The organism is Paenibacillus dendritiformis, assembly GCF_021654795.1.
Lineage (GTDB): Bacteria > Bacillota > Bacilli > Paenibacillales > Paenibacillaceae > Paenibacillus_B.
The window spans coordinates 5135018-5153639 of the sequence record NZ_AP025344.1; the positions used below are offsets into that span (position 1 = coordinate 5135018).

The 18622-nt window shown below is 58.1% G+C and carries 15 protein-coding genes and 3 tRNA genes; 2 read left to right on the forward strand and 16 right to left on the reverse strand.

Going from position 1 to position 18622, the window contains the following annotated elements; all coding sequences use genetic code 11:
- Positions 1 to 149: 149 nt before the first annotated feature.
- From L6439_RS22800 to L6439_RS22850, 11 genes are all read right to left on the reverse strand, one after another.
- Positions 150 to 1526, reverse strand: coding sequence for an MATE family efflux transporter (locus L6439_RS22800; RefSeq protein WP_213471676.1), 1377 nt, complete (start codon positions 1524 to 1526; stop codon positions 150 to 152).
- On the reverse strand, positions 1510 to 2418 hold the full coding sequence (locus L6439_RS22805; RefSeq protein WP_213471675.1) for a metallophosphoesterase family protein: 909 nt from the start codon (positions 2416 to 2418) through the stop codon (positions 1510 to 1512). The genes L6439_RS22800 and L6439_RS22805 overlap by 17 nt, the downstream gene beginning before the upstream one ends.
- A gap of 5 nt (positions 2419 to 2423) precedes the next feature.
- Positions 2424 to 3317, reverse strand: coding sequence for a CehA/McbA family metallohydrolase domain-containing protein (locus L6439_RS22810; RefSeq protein ID WP_213471674.1), 894 nt, complete (start codon positions 3315 to 3317; stop codon positions 2424 to 2426).
- Between the two features lie 54 nt (positions 3318 to 3371).
- The gene (locus L6439_RS22815; RefSeq protein ID WP_213471673.1) at positions 3372 to 4271 is read right to left on the reverse strand and encodes a carbohydrate ABC transporter permease; all 900 of its coding nucleotides are present in this window, start codon (positions 4269 to 4271) and stop codon (positions 3372 to 3374) included.
- Between the two features lie 80 nt (positions 4272 to 4351).
- Positions 4352 to 6079 carry an extracellular solute-binding protein gene (locus tag L6439_RS22820; RefSeq protein WP_172879042.1) on the reverse strand — a complete coding sequence of 576 codons (1728 nt, stop codon included), beginning with the start codon at positions 6077 to 6079 and terminating at the stop codon, positions 4352 to 4354.
- Between the two features lie 65 nt (positions 6080 to 6144).
- Positions 6145 to 7101 carry an ABC transporter permease gene (locus tag L6439_RS22825; RefSeq protein ID WP_213471710.1) on the reverse strand — a complete coding sequence of 319 codons (957 nt, stop codon included), beginning with the start codon at positions 7099 to 7101 and terminating at the stop codon, positions 6145 to 6147.
- A 51-nt stretch (positions 7102 to 7152) separates the two neighbouring features.
- On the reverse strand, positions 7153 to 7941 hold the full coding sequence (locus tag L6439_RS22830; RefSeq protein ID WP_213471672.1) for a glycerophosphodiester phosphodiesterase: 789 nt from the start codon (positions 7939 to 7941) through the stop codon (positions 7153 to 7155).
- A gap of 126 nt (positions 7942 to 8067) precedes the next feature.
- Entirely contained in the window at positions 8068 to 8514 is a 447-nt protein-coding gene (locus L6439_RS22835) for a hypothetical protein (protein ID WP_213471671.1), read from the reverse strand.
- Positions 8515 to 9398: 884 nt separating this feature from the next.
- Positions 9399 to 10211, reverse strand: coding sequence for a DeoR/GlpR family DNA-binding transcription regulator (locus L6439_RS22840; protein WP_168178242.1), 813 nt, complete (start codon positions 10209 to 10211; stop codon positions 9399 to 9401).
- A 49-nt stretch (positions 10212 to 10260) separates the two neighbouring features.
- Positions 10261 to 12015, reverse strand: a complete 1755-nt coding sequence (locus L6439_RS22845) for a LamG-like jellyroll fold domain-containing protein (RefSeq protein ID WP_213471670.1) — start codon at positions 12013 to 12015, stop codon at positions 10261 to 10263.
- Positions 11997 to 12581, reverse strand: a complete 585-nt coding sequence (locus L6439_RS22850; RefSeq protein ID WP_213471669.1) for a 5' nucleotidase, NT5C type — start codon at positions 12579 to 12581, stop codon at positions 11997 to 11999. The genes L6439_RS22845 and L6439_RS22850 overlap by 19 nt, the downstream gene beginning before the upstream one ends.
- 475 nt (positions 12582 to 13056) lie before the next feature.
- Between L6439_RS22850 and rocF the strand changes: the two genes are divergently transcribed.
- Both rocF and L6439_RS22860 read left to right on the forward strand, forming a co-directional pair.
- Positions 13057 to 13965 (forward strand): arginase, encoded by a 909-nt coding sequence (gene rocF / locus L6439_RS22855; RefSeq protein WP_168178239.1) that lies wholly within the window; start codon positions 13057 to 13059, stop codon positions 13963 to 13965.
- Between the two features lie 44 nt (positions 13966 to 14009).
- On the forward strand, positions 14010 to 15191 hold the full coding sequence (locus L6439_RS22860) for an ornithine--oxo-acid transaminase (RefSeq protein WP_210429287.1): 1182 nt from the start codon (positions 14010 to 14012) through the stop codon (positions 15189 to 15191).
- 111 nt (positions 15192 to 15302) lie between these two features.
- Here L6439_RS22860 and map read toward each other — a convergent pair whose 3' ends face one another.
- From map to mgtE, 5 genes are all read right to left on the reverse strand, one after another.
- Positions 15303 to 16052, reverse strand: a complete 750-nt coding sequence (gene map / locus L6439_RS22865; RefSeq protein ID WP_168178237.1) for a type I methionyl aminopeptidase — start codon at positions 16050 to 16052, stop codon at positions 15303 to 15305.
- Between the two features lie 160 nt (positions 16053 to 16212).
- Positions 16213 to 16298, reverse strand: a tRNA-Leu gene (locus tag L6439_RS22870).
- Positions 16299 to 16345: 47 nt separating this feature from the next.
- Positions 16346 to 16421, reverse strand: a tRNA-Lys gene (locus tag L6439_RS22875).
- A gap of 46 nt (positions 16422 to 16467) precedes the next feature.
- Positions 16468 to 16542, reverse strand: a tRNA-Glu gene (locus L6439_RS22880).
- A 500-nt stretch (positions 16543 to 17042) separates the two neighbouring features.
- Positions 17043 to 18434, reverse strand: coding sequence for a magnesium transporter (mgtE, locus tag L6439_RS22885; RefSeq protein ID WP_168178236.1), 1392 nt, complete (start codon positions 18432 to 18434; stop codon positions 17043 to 17045).
- Between the last annotated feature and the right edge of the window lie 188 nt (positions 18435 to 18622).

An 18622-nucleotide genomic window follows, 5' to 3' on the forward strand; every position in this document is an offset into this window, starting at 1 on the left:
TCACCAAGAGGACAACAAAGTTAATATACCATCATTTGAGCCCAATGTAAAGTGGAATTGTTCTCCTGCAAAACTAGACCGGCCTCCGACTGAGACACCGGCCTATTCAAGTTCAGCAGAATTTTCGCCCGCCCTGCACCGAAGCGTGTTCATCCCTGCCCCGCCACTTGTTCCTCCGCCGCGTGTCCCGGATTCAGGCTTAGCCGTTCCCAGCCGCGCTTGCTCCATCTTCGCAGCATGACGAGTGCCCTTACCCATTCATCCGCGGCGAAGGCGAGCCAGATTCCCGCCAGCCCCAAGCCGAACACGATCCCGAACATATAGGCCAAGGGCACGCTGATTCCCCACATCGAGACGAGACCGACAAGCACCGGGAATTTGACGTCCCCCGCCGCGTTCAAGGAGCTGATAAGCACCATATTGCAGGCCCGGGCCGGCTCCAGCAGCACGGACAGGAGCATCAGTTGCCGGCCAAGCTTGATAATCTCCGGGTCGGTGGTGAAGAATCCGATCAGCGGCCCGGACAAGGCGAACAAGATCAGGGAGACGGCCAGCGTCACCCCGGCCCCAAGCTTGAGATGACGGATGCCGGAACGATAGGCTTCCTCCTTGCGCCCCGCCCCGATGTAATGGCCCGCGATGATTTGCGTGCCTTGGCCGATCGCCATCGAGAAGACGAAGACGAAGGACGTGATGTTCTGGGTATAAATTTTGGTCGTCAATGCCGCCGCCCCCAGCATGGCGACCAGGTACGTAATGACAACCTGGGACAGATTATAGGAAACATGCTCCCCGGCAGACGGAATGCCCAGCTTGAAAATAAGGCGAAGATCAGCTTGCCTCATCCGCAGCGGATGCATCAAGCGGACGGGCTGATCCAGCCGCCGGCTGCATACAACCCAGTACGCGATCATCGCGGCGGCCCGGCTGATCCAGGTCGATGCGGCCACTCCTTCCACTCCGAACGAAGGCAGGCCGAACGGCTCCATGAGCACGAAATAGTTGCCCGCGATATGCAGCGCGTTCACCCCGAACGAGATGACCATCATCTCCTTCACCAGGCCGCGGCACCGCAGCATCGTTCCGAGCGTCATGCTGAGAGCGATCAGGAAGACCGAGCTGCCGGTGATGGATAAATAAGCCCCGCCTTCCGCGAGCAGCCCCGGAGGCAGCTTGAACAGAAGCAGGAAGGCGTCGGCCCACGCCCACAAAACGGCGCTGAGCAGGAGGCCGATCATCAAGTTCAACGTGAGCGCCGTTCTCCCCAGGTCCCCCGCCTCCTTCAGCTTCCTCGCGCCAAGCCATTGATTCAGGATGACGCTTGTCCCGACCGTGACGAAGCCGAACATAAGGCTTGCGACCGTCAAAATTTGATTGGCCACGCCCACGGCCGCCACGGCGCCGTCGGAATGGCTGCTCAGCATCATCGTATCGGCCATGCCGAGCAGCATCCCGAACAACGACTCCATGAAGATGGGCCAGGTCAAGGAAAGAATGCCGGTGCGGCGATCATTCGGGAAACTCATGGCTTACCTTGCTCCCGTCATCCAGCCGGATCCACGTCCGGAACCGGCGGTGCCCTTCCAGCAGGCGGATAACGCGTGCTCCCCGCTGAAGACCGCCGTACCCGCCGTATCCGGTCACTCGTCCATACCCAAGCCGGATGCCGTACACGCTGCCGATATAATCATTCTCATGATCATGGCCGGCGAAGGCGCCGACCATAACGCCGCTCTCCGCCATCGCGGCGAACAGCCCGCTGTTCAGGCGGGGGCAGCATACGTCTTCCTGCCGAATTCCCGCAGCCTGGCCGGAGTCCCAGGCCTCCTTGAACTCCGGCAGCGGAATATGGAAGAAGGCCAGACTCGGCAGAGCGCCGTGGCGCCGCCGCTGCTCGAGCAACTCCCGGCGGTACCAGTCCACTTGATCCGGACGAATCCAGGCATATCCGCCTACTGAAGCCGGAGCCATATCGCCGGAGTCAAAAAGATACAGAAGGGCGGCCGGCCCCGCCTGGGCATACGCCTTCACCGCGATGACATAGTTGCCAACCCCATGGATGTCCGCGGGACCCGCTTCCGCCAGCGACATCCGGCAGGACGCCATTCCCTCCAGCAGCTCCTCGCGGGCAGCTCCGCCCTCCGCGTCATGATTGCCGAAAATAACGGCGAACGGCACTTCTCTTCGCTCCGCTGTCTCGACAATGCGGCGAAGCGCGGCGACGGGCTCAACCGTTTCCTTCCCGTACAGCATGTCCCCGGAATAGACGACCAGATCGGGCCGCTCCGTCTCGATGATGCGCTCGGTCAGGGCCAAGGTGCGGGCGTCCAGCTCCGTCTTGCCGCCTCTTACATGCAGATCGGTGAATTGAACGATCGTAAACGTGCCGTCCGGACGAAATTGCAGCGGTATGCTCATCCCGCTCATTCCCCCTTGCTCAGGAACAACGGCTGCGAGAACGCGCCGAAGCCCCCTTCCAAATAAACGGCCAAACGCACATACTGCTCGTCCCCTGTGCACTCGTACACGACCTGCTTGAAGCGGCCCGTCAGCTCATGAAGCACGCGGCCGTCCTTGCCGATGACCGTCGCATATTTGTACATGCCGTCCAGATGAACATCGGACAATAAGTCGGCGACGATGGACGTCCCCTCGGCGCGGATCGACTCGAAGCCGTATCCGGTGGAGACGTAGAAGCTGCCCTGACGGATGGCGTTCAGCACCGCCTCGCGGCTGTTCTCGCGGGCACGCACCATATTCCACGCTCGCCGCTCCTGGCCGTACGCGTGGAAATCGTCATTGCCGAAGCCCCATACTTGGCGGCCGGAGGACAGCAGCGCGTCCCATTTGTCGAAGGCGATGTCATACTGAGGATGACCGTCGCCATTGATGATCTCGATGCCGGTATAAGCGGGCAGCCGCAGCATATCTCCGAATTTCCAATATTGCGAAAAATACCGGTTCGGATGAACCAGCACCGAGATGCCGCCGTTTTCCAGACAGAGGGACGAGAGACGCCCGTAATTTTCAATCGTAAATTCATTCGAATACGGTTCCATCAGCGTCTCCGGCGGCTGCACCAGCAGCATATGCGCCTGCGGGCTGCTCACCTCGATCGCCTCGAACAGCGTCGGAATGGGGCTGTCGGCCGCATGCGGCGTAATCCGATCATGATCGGAGATGCCCAGGAAGTCATAATCATGATACATCCGGTATACCGTCGCCAACGAGTGATGCCCGTCGCTGTTCGTCGTATGGTTGTGGAAGCTTCCCCGCAGCCATACCCCTTCTTGTGCATATGGATTTCGAATCTTCATCCAGCCTGCCTCCTGTCTGTTCGTAAGCATTGCAGCGGGTAAGACGTTGTATCGCTACTCTTTCATGGAGCCAATCATGACGCCCTTGGCGAAATATTTTTGCAGAAACGGATAGACAATGACTATCGGCGTAATGACGATAATAATCGTAGCCATTTTCAGAGACGTGCCGGTCACCTGCATTTTGTCCAGCATATCCATCTGCAGCGATCCCGCCGTATTCATCAGCGTCTCCGTCAACGCCTGCTGCTTCGTCAGCATCTCCTGCAGCACCGTCGACAACGGCTTCAAATTCGGATCGCGCACATAGAAGGTCCCCGTGAACCAGTCATTCCAGTGCCCGACCGCATTGAACAGCGAGATGGCGGCGATGACCGGCTTGCTCGTCGGCAAAATAATCCGGAAGAAGATGCCGAGATCGCCGCAGCCGTCAATCCGCGCCGCCTCCTCCAGCCCTTCCGGGACCTGCTGGAAGAAGGATCGCATTATCATCATGTTCCAGACGCTGTACAGCGCAGGCACGATATACACCCAGATGCTGTTCGTCAGATGAAGCTCCTTCAGCACGATATAGTAAGGAATAAGCCCGCCGCTGAACAGCATCGTGAAGAACACGAAGAAGGTGATCTGCTTCTGCCCGGGCAGCGACTTGCTCTTGAGCGCGTAGGCGGCCATCGCCGTCAGCAGCACGCTGAGGAAGGTGCCGGCGATCGTGCGGAATACCGAGATGACGAAGCCGTTCACGATGTTGGATTGGCTGAACACTTCCTTGAAATTATCGAGCGTGAATTGACGCGGCCAAAAATAGATGCCGCCCTTCGCCGCATCCGTCCCTACGTTCAACGCCAGCGCCAGCACGTTCAAGGTCGGCAAAATAATGGACAGGCACAAAAATCCGAGCAGGGCGTAATTCAGCCCGGTCAGAAGCCGCCCGAACGCAGCCGTCTTTCTCATCCTCGTTCCTCCCTCTATTTCCATGGATGGAGAGCCCCTCCGCTCCCGCGGACAGGCCCTCTCCTCCCCTTGGCGTTCGCTTAGAACAGCAGCTTCGTCTTCGGATCCTTGTCCTTCTCTTCCAGCAGCTTGATGTACTCTTCCAATCCCGCCGTCTTGAGCAGCGCTGCCGCACTGTCCAGAATCGCCTGCGCTTCGGTCATGTCTTTGGCATAGTAGGCGCGGATCAGGCTCTCTTTGTATTTATCGAGCGCCATCGTGAGCTGCGTGCCTTTGCTGAACTCGCCAATGAATGCCAGCGCCGCATAGCCGTCCTTGATGTTCGCCTGCTGCTTTTTCTCGTCATATTGCCAGTAGTCCGCAATTTCCAACGGTCCCTTGTTCATATCGGGCTTGGCGGATTCGCCATAGCTCGCCTCGCCGAAGTCGGCCAGGTCGTTCAAATCCGTGCCGCCGAGATACCAGCCCCAGTCATTGCCCACGCCGGCAAAGCCAAGCTCCTTCGCCTGGACCGGATCCTTGTCCAGCAGATCGAGCACCTCCTGCTTAGGCACCGGGTTGCCCTTCGCGTCAAGCTCGTAATCTCGGCCTTCCACACCGTATTTCCACAGCAGCTTGCCTTCGCGGCTCGCCAGGAAGTCGGCCAGCTTCACGATATCCTCCGGATTTTTCGTCGTCTTCGGGATCGACCAGGCTCCGTAACCGCCCTTAAAAGTCAAGTTCATCTGATAAGGGCCATTGACGGAATTCAATGGTCCGAGCGGAATGTAGCGATTGTCCTTGTTCTCGATGACATAATTATGCATATCTCCGATGATGGCGAATGAATCGTTGAGCACGCCTTCTTTGGCGCGATTCTCTTCCATCGAATAATATTCGGGATGCATCAGCTTCTCGCGGAGGAGCTTCTGGACGAATTCGACGCGCTTCGTTCCATACTCGGTCTGGCTCTCATGCAAAATCTTGCCGTCCTTGTCCCGATTGAACCCTTCACCGTTGAAGCCGGTCCACACCAGATCGTTGTAGAGCACATCGCGATCGATTCCTCCCCAGACCGTTGGCCCGATCGGGTACACTTCTTTGCCGTTCTTGTCTTTGAAGCGGCCGTCTTTAATCTTCTTGGCCAGCTCATAGAGCTGCTCCGAGGTCGTAATCGTGCGCGGATCGACGCCGAGGGCATCGGCAATATCTTTGCGGATGTAAGAGCCCGGCACATATTGGCGCACCTCATAACCGCCCTCGCGCGGAATGTTCAAATGCATCGAGTAAGCGGCCCCGGCGAATTCCGGCCGGAACACCACCCCATACCGCGTATCAAGCGGCAAGTAGCCTTCTTCCGTATACTTTTTGTAGATCTTCGTCTTTTGCAAAAACGGGGTCAGATCGTGGAACATCTCCTCGCGCGCCGCCTTGTTGATCATCTCCATCTCCGGCCGTCCGCTATGGTTCAGATAATAACCGATGAAGTCCGGCAGATCGCCCGCGGCCAGCCCGGCGGCCAAAGCCTTCTGCGATCCGTCATGCCCGACGGCCTGCAGCTCCAGCTCGATCCCGGTCATTTCCTTGAGCTTCTTCGCAATCTCCGGGTTCATCCCTTCGGTGACGTCGCTGCCCATGAAGATGAGCCCTTTGATTTTGCGATCGGCAATCCAGGTCGCTGGCTTGCCGGCGGCAGCGTTATTCGCATCCGTTCCCGCCTCCTGGCCGGACTTCGTATCGCTTCCCCCGGCGCATGCGGTCAACAGGATGGAAAATACAAGCGTCAATGCCGTCAATTTGGACCAGAGCTGCATTCGATTCACTCTCATGTCTACTTCCTCTCCTCTGTTTTGAATATGTGAACGGCTGCGGGCAGGATCTCCATCCCTCCGGCCTACCACAACGATGACTGGAACCATTTCTTGGCTACCCGGTTCACGGTCAGGACGAGTATCAAGCCGACAAGGCCCTGCATCAGGCCGATGGCCGTGCCAAAGCCGAATTGGCCGCTCTCGAGCCCCATGTAGATGATATACGTGTCCAAAATTTCCGAGACATTCACATTGCCCGGCGTCTTGAGCAGATAAATCTGGTCGAACCCGGCGGACAAAATATTGCCCAGCGACAAAATGAAGAGCACGATAATCGTCGGCCGGATGCCAGGGAGCGTAATATGCCAGATCTGGCGCCATTTGTTGGCCCCGTCCATCTTCGCCGCTTCATACAGCGAAGGGCTGATGCCCACAATGGCGGCATAATAGATAATCGAGCTCCAGCCGACATCCTTCCATATATAGCTCCAGAACATCGTGGGATAGAAGGCCTTTTCCTCCATCAGGAAAAAGGTGCTTCCGTCGCCGCCGAACCAGGAAATGATCTGATTGACCAGGCCGGTATCCGGCGCGAGAATGCGCTGCAGCATGCCGATAACGATGACCCAGGAGAAGAAATGGGGCAGGTACGCGATTCCTTGAAACAGATTGCGCAGCCGCGAGTTCTTCACTTCGTTGAACATCAGCGCGAGCACAATCGGGAACGGCATGGCCAGGAACACCTTCATCGCGCTAATAATGAGCGTATTCCGGATTAACTGGAGGCTCTGCGGATCCTGAAAGAACATTTCGAAATAAGTGAACCCAGTCCAGGGACTGCCGAAAATTCCTTTGTTGAATTGATACTCCTTGAACGCGAGCACCAGCCCGGCCATCGGGATATAGGAAAAAATGATGAAGAACGCGATGCAAGGCAGCAGCAGCAGATATAACTGATAATGGCGGCCCACCCGCTTCCATAACCGCGAGCGTTCGCCGGTTCCGGAGCGATGCCGCCGGCTCCACCCCGCCGCCTTCATCGCGGACGCTTCCTGTGGCATCCGTATCGCCCTCCCTTCGCATCGATGCGCTTATCCTTCATGGCGCTCATCCACCTTCCTCAACCGGAGCAGTTGTTCCGGCCGCTTCGTCGTCATGCTGTCCACCTTCATCTCTATCAGGCTCCGCATCGCATCGGCGTCATCGACCGTATAGACCGAGACGATAAGCCCGAGCGAATGCGCGGAGGCGACGAGGCCGGGGCTGCACCGTTGATAGGGCACATTGACGCCACGGTACCCTTCCCGCTTGGCCCGCTGGCAGAAGGAGCGGATGAATGCCTCTTCGGCAGCCGCATTCGCTGCATCATTCCCAGCGCCATTCGCATTCGCAGCCCCAGATGTCCCATTTGCAGCCGCATCGGCGCTCTCCGGCGCATTCAGCAGCAGCGAAATCCCTTCGGCATCGGCCTCGATTCCTTCCGTGCAGCCGGTAACGAAGACAAGCCGCTCGGCTTGGAGCCGCTTGACGAGCCGCAAGGTCGGATTGACGCTCTCCGCGTTTTTGATATCGAGGTTCAGCATCAGGCCGCGGCGCTTCGCCTCTTCCAGCACATCGGCCAGCAGCACCAGTCCGTGCTCGCGGTGCGGCGGTCCGAGCCTCCCTCTGGCCGGCATGCGGTTCAGCTCTCTCGCATCGTACAACTCCAGCAGGAGCGAATGATCATGGAGCAGCACGGGCTCGTCCTTGCAGGTGACGCGGATATCCACCTCGGCGACATCCGCTCCCGTGGCCGCCGCTTCCATGAACGACGCCCACGTATTGGCAGGCGCTTCGCCACAGCCGGTATGGGCGGTGACGAGCAGGCGTGTTCCTCTCATCGGCATATGACTCCTCTCTCATCTGCTGCGCGAACCGGCGGGCGGCCGATTCGCGCCGGATGCGGTGGCGACTTCAACGCTTGCTGCAGATTCCTTTTGATTCCTTCTGATGTTGTGATATGTACACTATAAGGAGTGAATGTTTTCGTGAGATGAACGGGATATTAACGTTTTTTGAAGCCCGGTCTTTTCCGGTGCCCAGGAAGCGAGGGCGATGAAAGCGGGGGTTGGTACGCGAAACGGGAGGTGCGTGTGGTTTGTTGTGGTATTTTTCATCGCCAGCGCAAAAAAAAGAACCGGACTCACGTCCGGTTCTTCAACAGTATCGGCAATGGTTTTGGCGAGATAGGCGGCCTTATACACGGTATCATCATCAAGTACCTGACAGGCGGTCGCATTCCATTCCGTGAGAACCAGTTCCTTGTCAGACAGCCCTTGTTCGGCCAGAGCCTCATCCCCACCGCAAGCATGTCCCGCAAACCATCCGGATTCGGAAGAGTCCTCGCGCAGCCGCTCCGCAACTCCCTTCAAGATCCGATAGGTTCGCACATACATCGCTATATATTCTTCCATCGTTCCCGCCCACGTCCGCAGCTCCGGTCATCCACTCCACTATGGCTGCAGTATCCCCCGCCACTCTAGTCATTCACTCCACTATTGCTGCAGTATCTCCCCGGCCACTCAGTCATCTGCTCCACTATTGCTGCAGTATCTCCCCCGCCACTCTAGTCGTCTGCCCCACTATTGCTGCAGTATCTCCCCCGCCACTCTAGTCATCCACTCCACTATTGCTGCAGTAGCCCCCGCCACTCAGTCATCTGCTCCACTATTGCTGCAGTATCTCCCGCCACTCAGTCATCCACTCCACTATTGCTGCAGTATCTCCCGCCACTCTAGTCGTCTGCTCTACTATAGCTGCAGTATCTCCCGCCACTCAGTCATCTGCTCTACTATAGCTGCAGTATCCCCCGCCACTCTAGTCATCCACTCCACTATAGCTGCAGTATCTCCCCCGCCACTCAGTCATCTGCTCCACTATCGCTGCTATCTCCCCCGCCACTCTAGTCGTCCACTCCACTATAGTTGCAGTATCTCCGGCCACTCAGTCATCTGCTCCACTATAGCTGCAGTATCTCCCCCGCCACTCAGTCATCTGCTCTACTATAGCTGCAGTATCTCCCCCGCCACTCTAGTCGTCTGCCCCGCCAATACTGCAAGAATGCAGCATTTTCATTGAGACGAGGATGCAAAAATAGGATTGCTGCAAAAATACAGCATTTACCCTACGGCAAGGCAGAAATACCGTTCAAAATGACGAAATAATGTAATTTTGCAGGATTTTCTCAATTTTTAGCCCCTTGAGGTTAAAAATGCTGCGCCTGTGCAGCAATTTTCATGCGGGGAGCAGCATGCTTCATGCCCGACGGGACGTTGTCGACAGTCAGCAAGAACCGGACTCACGTCCGGCTCTTCGGCTCCCTGCCGCCATTCGCTACGATCCACGTAATGGCCTTGATCTCGAGCTCCTGTGTCCATGACGCCGGATGCTCCTGATCGCAGACAATCACATCGATTTGCTCCAGCGGCGCGATATGGCAGAAGGCCTGAATGCCGATCTTGCTGTAGTCGGCCAGCACGATGACCTCCTTCGCGTTCGCGGTCACCGTCCGGGAGATGACGGAATCATTCATGTCATAGTCGCTGATTCCGGTTACCGCCGACATCCCGCCCACGGAGATGAAGGCTTTGTCCACATAGAAATTGCGCAGCATCTCCTGGCATAGATGTCCGCTCACCGACTGCTGCTCGGGCGAGATCTCCCCGCCGAGAATGATGACCCGGCCGCTGAACAAGCCCTGCGTCAGCGACTCGCGGAGCAGACTGGCCACCGCCAAGGAATTGGTGATGACGGTCACCCGCTTTTTGCCCTTCACGGCCCGAGCCAGCTCATGAATCGTCGTGCCGGTATCCATATAGACGGTATTCCCGTCCTGAATCAGTTCGGCGGCGCGGCGGCCAATCGCCTGCTTCGCTTCATGGTTGAGGACCTGCCGCTGCTGATAGGGAGGCTCGCCCTCCTCATACTGCACCTTGACCGCCCCGCCGTACACGCGGCGCAGCCGCCCTTCCTCCTCCAGCACCGCCAGATCGCGGCGGATCGTCTCATTCGAGACATGCAGCCGTTCAGCGAGCGAGACGACACGCACCTTCCCGACCGCATCGAGCTGCTCGATAATATACCCTTTGCGTTCTTCCGCCAAAAGCGACATCGGCATCGCCCCTCCTCTTTTTTCCTGAACAATCGTTGCCCTCCATCCTCTATTCCCGCAGCGCGAAGCGTTCTTCAAATGGCAGCGGAAGGGAGAAGCAATCATACGGCCCCGTCAGCAAGCGGTAATCCGGATAAGCCAGGTTCTCGGCTCCGTTCAGGCTGGCCAAGCGATCCACCCATGGAGAAAAGGTGCGGAACGTAATCCGTCCCGCTCGCTCATCGAATTCCGCGAGCCTCAGCCACCCGTTGCCGCCGCGGTAGCTGTCCTGATAGTTGATGAGCAGCTGGATGACTTCCTGCCCCTTCGCATTATGCCGAATCCGATGCGCGGTGCCGTCATAGTGTCCGTTCACCGTCATAAAGACTTGGGGATACGGCCAGACCAGCTCCTTCCATATGAGCGTTCCGTTCTCCGAATCCCGGGCCATTCGCCGCCCGCCTTCATCCCGTTCCGCATACAGGATATCATGCGAGACGAGAACGGTCGGCAGCGTCCCATGCAGCTCCAGCATCTCCTTGCACCAAGCCATATCCTGCCGCAGATGCTTCATATCCGCCATCAGCCAACCGTAATGATAGCTCCCCGCTGCGATGACGGCGTACGAGCTGTACCCGGAAGGCGAGCAGCCCCGGACATAAGGCTTCGGGAGGAAGCGCTCCGGCCCGAAATGCCGCCAATAGGTCCCCGCCGTATCATAATCGTGATTGCCCGCGGTCATCATGTACGGAACATTCGCCTCATCCAGGAGGGCGACGGCCCGCGACGCCCGCTCCCATTCCTCCTCCGCTTCGCTATGGTCGACGAGATCCCCCAGCAGAGCCGTCATGGCGATCCGGCCCCGGGCCTGGTGCTTCGCGAGCCACTCGGTCTGCGCCTCGAACATCTCGGGATTCAGATAGACCAGCTTCTGCGGATCGGGGACGAAAGCGAACTGATAGTTCTCCGCCCGTTCAAGTAAAGGAAAGGGAGCATTAGCGCCTTCCAACACCCGCTTCGGCTCGATCTCCATTAACCAATCCCCCCGTTCCAGCGGCTCGCCCGCAATGCGGATCTCCCGGATCGTTCCGGAGAACAGCTTGTCGAGACGCCCTCCCCATTCGGATGCCCCGACATTCCAGCCCTTGCCCTCGATGGCGGCGATGCCGGTAATGTTTCGCGCCGGACTGTTGAAGTCGCAAATGCCGTTCACATACAGCAGCGTCCGATCCGCATCGTTGACGATGACGACATGATGCCACTCCTCTTCCTTTAAATAACGCGACCAGCTTGTCGCCGGTACGGCCCGGCTCCAAGAATGGTTGACCCATTGATATTCCATGCAGTTCGAGACGGATAGAGTGGCGAGCAGTTCATTTTCCCCTCGTCTGCCGAGATCGGCTCCGCGCCCCTGCCGGGTGAGCACTCCCATCCAGCTGTGCTTCGCTTCCCGGAACGGGCGAGGAAGATGGACGATGGCCTCGATCGTATAGCCCCGCTCGAAGCGTTCCCGGTTAATCGGCGCGTCCGCCGCCGTCCGGAAATAACAACCGGAGAGGGCGGCATCGTTCCGGAAGACGAGGCCGCCGTCCGCCCACGACAGCGGCAGGCTTGGCTGCGCCTCCGGCTCCTGCGAAGCGGCGTCCGGTTCCGGCCTCACCGCAACGGACTCCAGCCGATTCCCGCGGCCGCTCAGATCAGCGAGCATAAGCGCGCCCGCTTCAATCGAGCCGGATACGACCTGTCCGGGCTGGAAGCGCCAATGCGCCAGCACGGCCGCGGACCGGCGCTGCTCCGCCAACGGCGTCACGCGTTCGCGCTGCATCGCAAGCCTCCCGCCGCGGCCGCTTCCTCGTTGCCCCGCAGCTTTGCCATGAACCACGCCCCGGCATCCAGCCATGAATCCACCCGCACGAATCCCTGCTCCCCCGCATTGTGCGGAGCGGAGAAAAGAATCCCTTGCCCCTGAAAGCGCCGGAGCTGATTCGCATTATCGTCGATCATATAATCGGCGCGAACGATGCTTTTGTTCCCGCAGAAGACGAAGTTCATATCGGACAAAAAGCCAAAATGCTCCCGCAGCCACTCGTACTTGCCCCGGAACGAGGCCGGAACCTCCATCGCCGCGGTCGTGATGAAAATCTCATAATGGCGGCTCAGCTCGCGGATCACCTCCTGGCTATGTTCCATCACCTTCAGCTGCCGGAAGAAATCCTCGCGCCCGAAATAACTGTCAATCTCCCGCTTCCGCCCGGGCCTGACCTGCGCCAACGTCCTGCCCTGCAGCTCGGCGGCCGTAACCGCGTCGCCATAATCCCGGTTGTACCATTCCCGGTGCGTGCCGGCCGTATCGGCCATCACCTCATCCATATCGATTGCAATGCGCTCCATCGCGATTCCTCCTCGTTCAGACTTGCCTCAAGCAACCAAGCAACAATACAGGCAAAACGCAATCAAACAAGCCGGATACCACAATCATAGAAGGGTTATGTTTTCATCAGATCAATCCATTGTAAATGTATTGTAAAAAGTATCATTTTTCCAACAACTTGTTCGTTCATATTGATGCACCGCGATTCAAATCCATTCATCGGGTATGCACATCATGCATCCGCTGCCCCTCTTTTAAATGAAAAGCGAACCGATTTTATGCATTTATGCATAAAAAACCTGCATAAAAGCAACCCATCCCCGTGGCGAAATGCTTAATTTTTAAGCTTTTTCCAGGAAAGACGCTGGATCCCGCCCGCAACTTCCTTCCCAAGCTCCCGTAATATATAGAGCTTAAACCTGATTGTTCCATTACATCCTGAATCCTCCTTCATAAAATTGTGAACGCTTACATTCCCGAGAGAGGAGTCTGCTTATGGACCGTAATCTGATTGCATTGCTGCGCGTTCCCTACGGCAAGGGAGGCGCGCGGCCTGGAGCGGAGCAAGGACCGGATGCGCTGATGGAGGCCGGGCTTGTCCGCCATTTGTCGCAGTTGGGCTTGCAGACGGCCGATGAGGGCGCCGTCCTGCCTCCCGCCGCGGCTGCCGGAAGCACGCAAGCGCCCGGTACGAAGCTGAAGCATCTGGAGGAAATCGCCGCTCTCAACAGCGAGCTGGCCGACCGCGTTGCCGGCATCGCCGCCAGCGGCCGGTTGCCGCTCATACTCGGCGGCGATCACAGCATCGCCATCGGCACGATCGCAGGACTGACGAGGCATTACCGCAACCTTGGCGTCCTCTGGTTCGACGCCCACGGCGATCTGAATACCGAGGACACGAGCCCGAGCGGCAATATTCACGGCATGTCGCTGGCCGTCAATCTTGGACAGGGCCATCCGCTGCTCATGCAGATCAGGCGGCAGTCGTCCCGCATCGATCCGGCGAAGGTCGTCATTATCGGGGCGAGATCGCTGGATGAGGGCGAGCGGGCGTACATCCGCCAAGCCGGCATTACCTGCTTCACGATGCATGATATCGACCGCAAGGGGATGCCTTATGTGATGGAGCAGGCCTTGCGCATCCTCGGCGACGGAACCGACGGCGTCCATCTCAGCTTCGACATCGACAGCCTCGATCCCGCCGAGGCTCCCGGCACAGGGACGCCGATTCCGGGCGGAGTCAGCTACCGCGAAGCGCATCTGGCGCTCGAAATGATGTATGAATCCGGCCTGATCACATCCGCCGAATTCGTGGAGGTCAGCCCGCCGCTGGACAGCCAGAAGCGGACGGTCCGCTTGGCGATCGGCCTAATCGGCTCGCTGCTGGGCGAACGAATTTTGTAATGACCGCACTTGGAAAAAAGGAGGAGACAAGAGTGAACCAATCGATGCGAATTATCGACCAGACGGAGCAATACGGAGCACGGAACTATCATCCGCTGCCGATCGTCATCTCGAAGGCCGAGGGCGTCTGGGTCGAGGATCCGGAGGGGCGCCGGTATATGGATATGCTGAGCGCCTACTCCGCCCTGAACCACGGCCACCGTCACCCGGCCATTATCCAGGCGCTCAAGGACCAGGCCGACAAAGTGACGCTCACCTCCAGAGCGTTCCATAACGATCAGCTCGGCCCCTTCTACGAGCGCCTCTCCAACCTGACGCGCAAGGCGATGATTCTGCCGATGAATACGGGGGCCGAGGCGGTGGAGACGGCCATCAAGGCGGTGCGCCGCTGGGGCTACGAGCGCAAGGGCATTCCGGACAATCAGGCCGAGATCATCGTCTGCGACGGCAACTTCCACGGGCGGACGGTCACGATCACGTCCTTCTCGTCGGAGGAGGAATACAAGGCTGGCTTCGGCCCGTTCACGCCGGGATTCAAGCTCATCCCGTACGGCGATATCGGCGCGCTGGAGCGGGCCATCACCCCGAATACGGCCGCCTTCCTGGTGGAGCCGATTCAAGGCGAAGCCGGCATCATCGTGCCGGAGCCGGGCTTCCTCCAGGCGGCCCGCGCGTTGTGCAGCCGGCACAACGTCCTGTTCGTCGCCGACGAGATCCAGACCGGGCTCGGCCGCACCGGCAAAATGTTCGCCTGCGACTGGGAAGAGATCGTGCCGGATATGTATATCCTCGGCAAGGCGCTCGGCGGCGGGGTCATTCCGGTATCCGCCGTCGCGGGCGATGCCGAGGTGCTCGGCACGTTCACGCCCGGGTCGCACGGCTCCACCTTCGGCGGCAATCCGCTCGGCTGCGCCGTCGCCAACGCCGCGCTGGAGACGCTCGTCCGCGAGCGGCTCGCCGACCGGGCGCGGGAGCTTGGCGATTACTTCATGGACGGACTCGCCAAGCTCCAATCGCCGCGCATCAAGGAATTGCGCGGCCGCGGCCTGCTGATCGGGCTCGAGCTGACGGAGCCCGCCCGCCCTTACTGCGAGCAGCTCCAGAAGGTCGGCCTGCTCGCCAAGGAAACCCACGAGCATACGATCCGCTTCGCCCCGCCGCTCGTCATTACGAAGGAAGAGCTGGATTGGGCGCTGGATCGGATTCGGGAAGTGCTGCCGGCGTAAATCCGGTTCAAGCCAGCAGCGGGCCGCCGGGCCGCTCGAACGAACAACGCCCGAGACCGGGCACAAAAGAAAAGGCACAGGATGCATGTTCGTGCACCTGTGCCTCTCAATTTAGTCTTGCTTCGTCAAAATAAGCGGGCCGTCGGCCGTAATCGCGAGCGTATGCTCATACTGCGCGGACAAGCCGCCATCCTTCGTTCTTGCCGTCCAGCCGTCCGGATCGCGCTTGCTCTGCCAGACTCCGGTATTCAGCATCGGCTCGATCGTGATCACCATGCCTTCCTTCAGGCGCATGCCCTTGCCGGCCGGCCCGTAATGGAGCACCTGCGGCTCCTCGTGCATATCCTGCCCGATCCCGTGGCCGACGAATTCACGCACGACCGAGAAGCCTTCGGCCTCGGCCAATGTCTGAATCGCATGCGCGATATCGCCGAGGCGGTTGCCGATGACCGCTTGCTCGATGCCCTTGTACAGCGACTCTTCCGTCGTCTTCAGCAGATGGGCGGCCTCGTCCGAGATATTGCCCACCGCGTAGGACCAGGCCGAATCGGCCAGCCAGCCGTTCAGATTCACGACCATATCAATGGTGACGATATCCCCGTCCTTCAGCTCGGTCTCGCTCGGAAAGCCGTGGCAGATGACATCGTTGACGGAAGCGCATGTCGCGTAAGGATAGCCCATATAGCCTTTTTGCTCCGGTGTCGCGTGATGCTCCTTCAAAAAACGCTCCACAAAGCGATCGATCTCCATCGTCGTGATGCCCGGACGGATCATTTTCGCGATCTCTTTGTGGCAGGCCGCCAATATTTTGCCCGCTTCGTGCATTTTGGCAATTTGTTCTTTCGTCTTGATAATAATCATATTCAACACCTCTTGGTTAACTGCCGGGTCAGATTCGGAACGTTCCTTCGCCCCGTCCGGCGCTGGAAAATGGTAACGAGGTTCAAGTTCAATGCGATATCCCGGTAAAAACAAAAAAAGCCTTGTATGCCAAGACTTCGCTCATTCGTCATGAAAATTATGGTGCGGTAGAGAGGACTCGAACCTCCACGGGCGTACGCCCACTACCCCCTCAAGATAGCGTGTCTGCCATTCCACCACTACCGCACGTATGTTGGGAACGATGCTTCCGCATTGCAACCATAAAGGAAAACTGGTGAGCCATGAAGGACTCGAACCTTCGACACCCTGATTAAAAGTCAGGTGCTCTACCAACTGAGCTAATGGCTCGTGCTGACTGAACATTGCTGTCCGCCATATCATCCATAAGAATAGATGGTGACCCGTACGGGATTCGAACCCGTGTTACCGCCGTGAAAGGGCGGTGTCTTAACCGCTTGACCAACGGGCCACGTCTTCAAAAACTTCATCACCTCGCGGCGACAATTAAGAGTATAACAAACGACCTGGCCGTTGACAAGCTTTTTTTTTGGTCTTTTTTCAATGTGCTTTTCAGGGTCCTTTTCCGGGCGGATTCCTGCAGGACGGTCCATCCGCGGCGCCAGTCTCCATTGATCCGAAAAAATCCAAACATTCGGAATGATCCTGGACAAAGATCAGACTCATCAGGCTGACGATAGCCGCTGCCGCAGGTGTGTCCTCATTTTGTGGAAAACATAAAGAAATGTCTTTCAAATAGTGGACACTTTTCGGTGAAGGAGAGATGTTCTTTTTCGACACTCATCCCGCTAGATATAGAACAACGCCCCAATAAACCCTATATATAGACTTATCTCCTTAAGCGAAGCATATCCTCTTCTTGTCCACCTTTGTATAGACATTTTCGAAATTCGTCCGCCGAAAGAGTACAATCTCATGGGGAAACAAATATCGCAGTCAGCCGCACGATTCTCACAGGATATAGGACAAGAACAGGGTCGCCGTTCCGAAGTAGACCGTGAGCGAGAAGATATCGTTCAGCGTCGTAATGAGCGGGCCGGATGCCACCGCCGGGTCGGCATTCAAGCGGTACAGAATAAGCGGGATGACGGTCCCTGCCATCGTGCCGATAATGACGGTCAGGAACAAGGAACTGCCGACGACCAGCCCGAGCGGAAGGCTGGACTGCCAGAAGCCCGCGACGAGGGCGACCGCGAGGCCGCATACGGTGCCGATGATGAGCCCGACGACCAGCTCGCGTCCGATCAGCCGGCTGACGGAGCCCTTGTCCAGCTTCTCCGACGCGAGGCCGCGGATGACGACCGCCAGCGATTGCGTGCCCGTGTTCCCCGTCATGCCGGCGATCATCGGCATGAAGAAGGTCAAGGCGACGACCTGCTGCAGCGTCTCTTCGAAGCGGCTGATGATGCTGCCCGACACCAGGCCGAGGAACAGCAGCATAATCAGCCAGGGCAGACGCCGCCGCGCCGCCGTGAACGGATTCGTGCGGAAATCGATCGTCTTGTCCGTAGCGGAGTATTTATTGAAATCCTCATGCGCCTCTTCCCGCAGGACGTCGATGACGTCATCGACCGTCACGATCCCGATCAGCCGGTTATTTTCGTCCACGACCGGCATCGAGAGGAAGTCATACTGCTCGAACAAGCGGGCGACTTCTTCCTGATCCGTGTCGGCCGTAACCGAGATGACCTTCTCGTTCATCAAGGCTTGAATCGTCTCCGTCTCCTGGGCCAGCACCAGCTCGCGGTACGAGAGCGTGCCGACCAGACGCTTTTCTTCATTTACGACATAAAAATAATGCACATGCTTCGTCAATTCGGCGAAAGCCTTCACCTTCTCGACGGCTTCACGCACCGTATAACGCTCATAGAACCAGACGTAGCGGTTCGTCATCAGGCCGCCGGCCGTCTCCGGCTCGTAGGTCAAGAGCTGGCGTACCGTATCGCTCTCTTCCCGCTTCATCAGGGACAGCAGGAATTCCTTCGCTTCCACGCTGACGGCCGCCATCGTGTCGGCCAGGTCGTCGTTATCCATGCGGTTCAATACTTCCGCAGCCCGCTCGCGCCCCAGCATCTGAAATGACTCCAGCTGCAGCGCCGGATCCAGCTCGCGCATGATGCCCGTAAGCTGATCGACGTCGAGCACCTCCAGCAAGCGGGTGCGGTGCGTCATCTTCGCGTCCCGGTAGACGAGAGCGAGGTCATACGGGTGCCAGTACCGGAAGGCATGCCGAATCGATTCGTCGTCTCCCTCCAGAATCTGAACCGCCTCCGCCACGATATCTTCCGGCTCTCTGCCTCCGCTGCCCGCATCGTTCGAGTCATTGGTTTGCTGTCTGCTCACTCCGCCACCTCCTTCATGATGTTCCGCAGGACTTCTCCCTTCGATGTCCATGCGCCGCGATAAGGCCAATCGCTTCATCATATGATTAACACATTCCGTCGGTACCGACACTTCGTGCGGCCCGCGAACTTTACCTATTAAATCTTTCATATTATATGAAAAAAAGCAAGGATTAACCGCATTCCTTC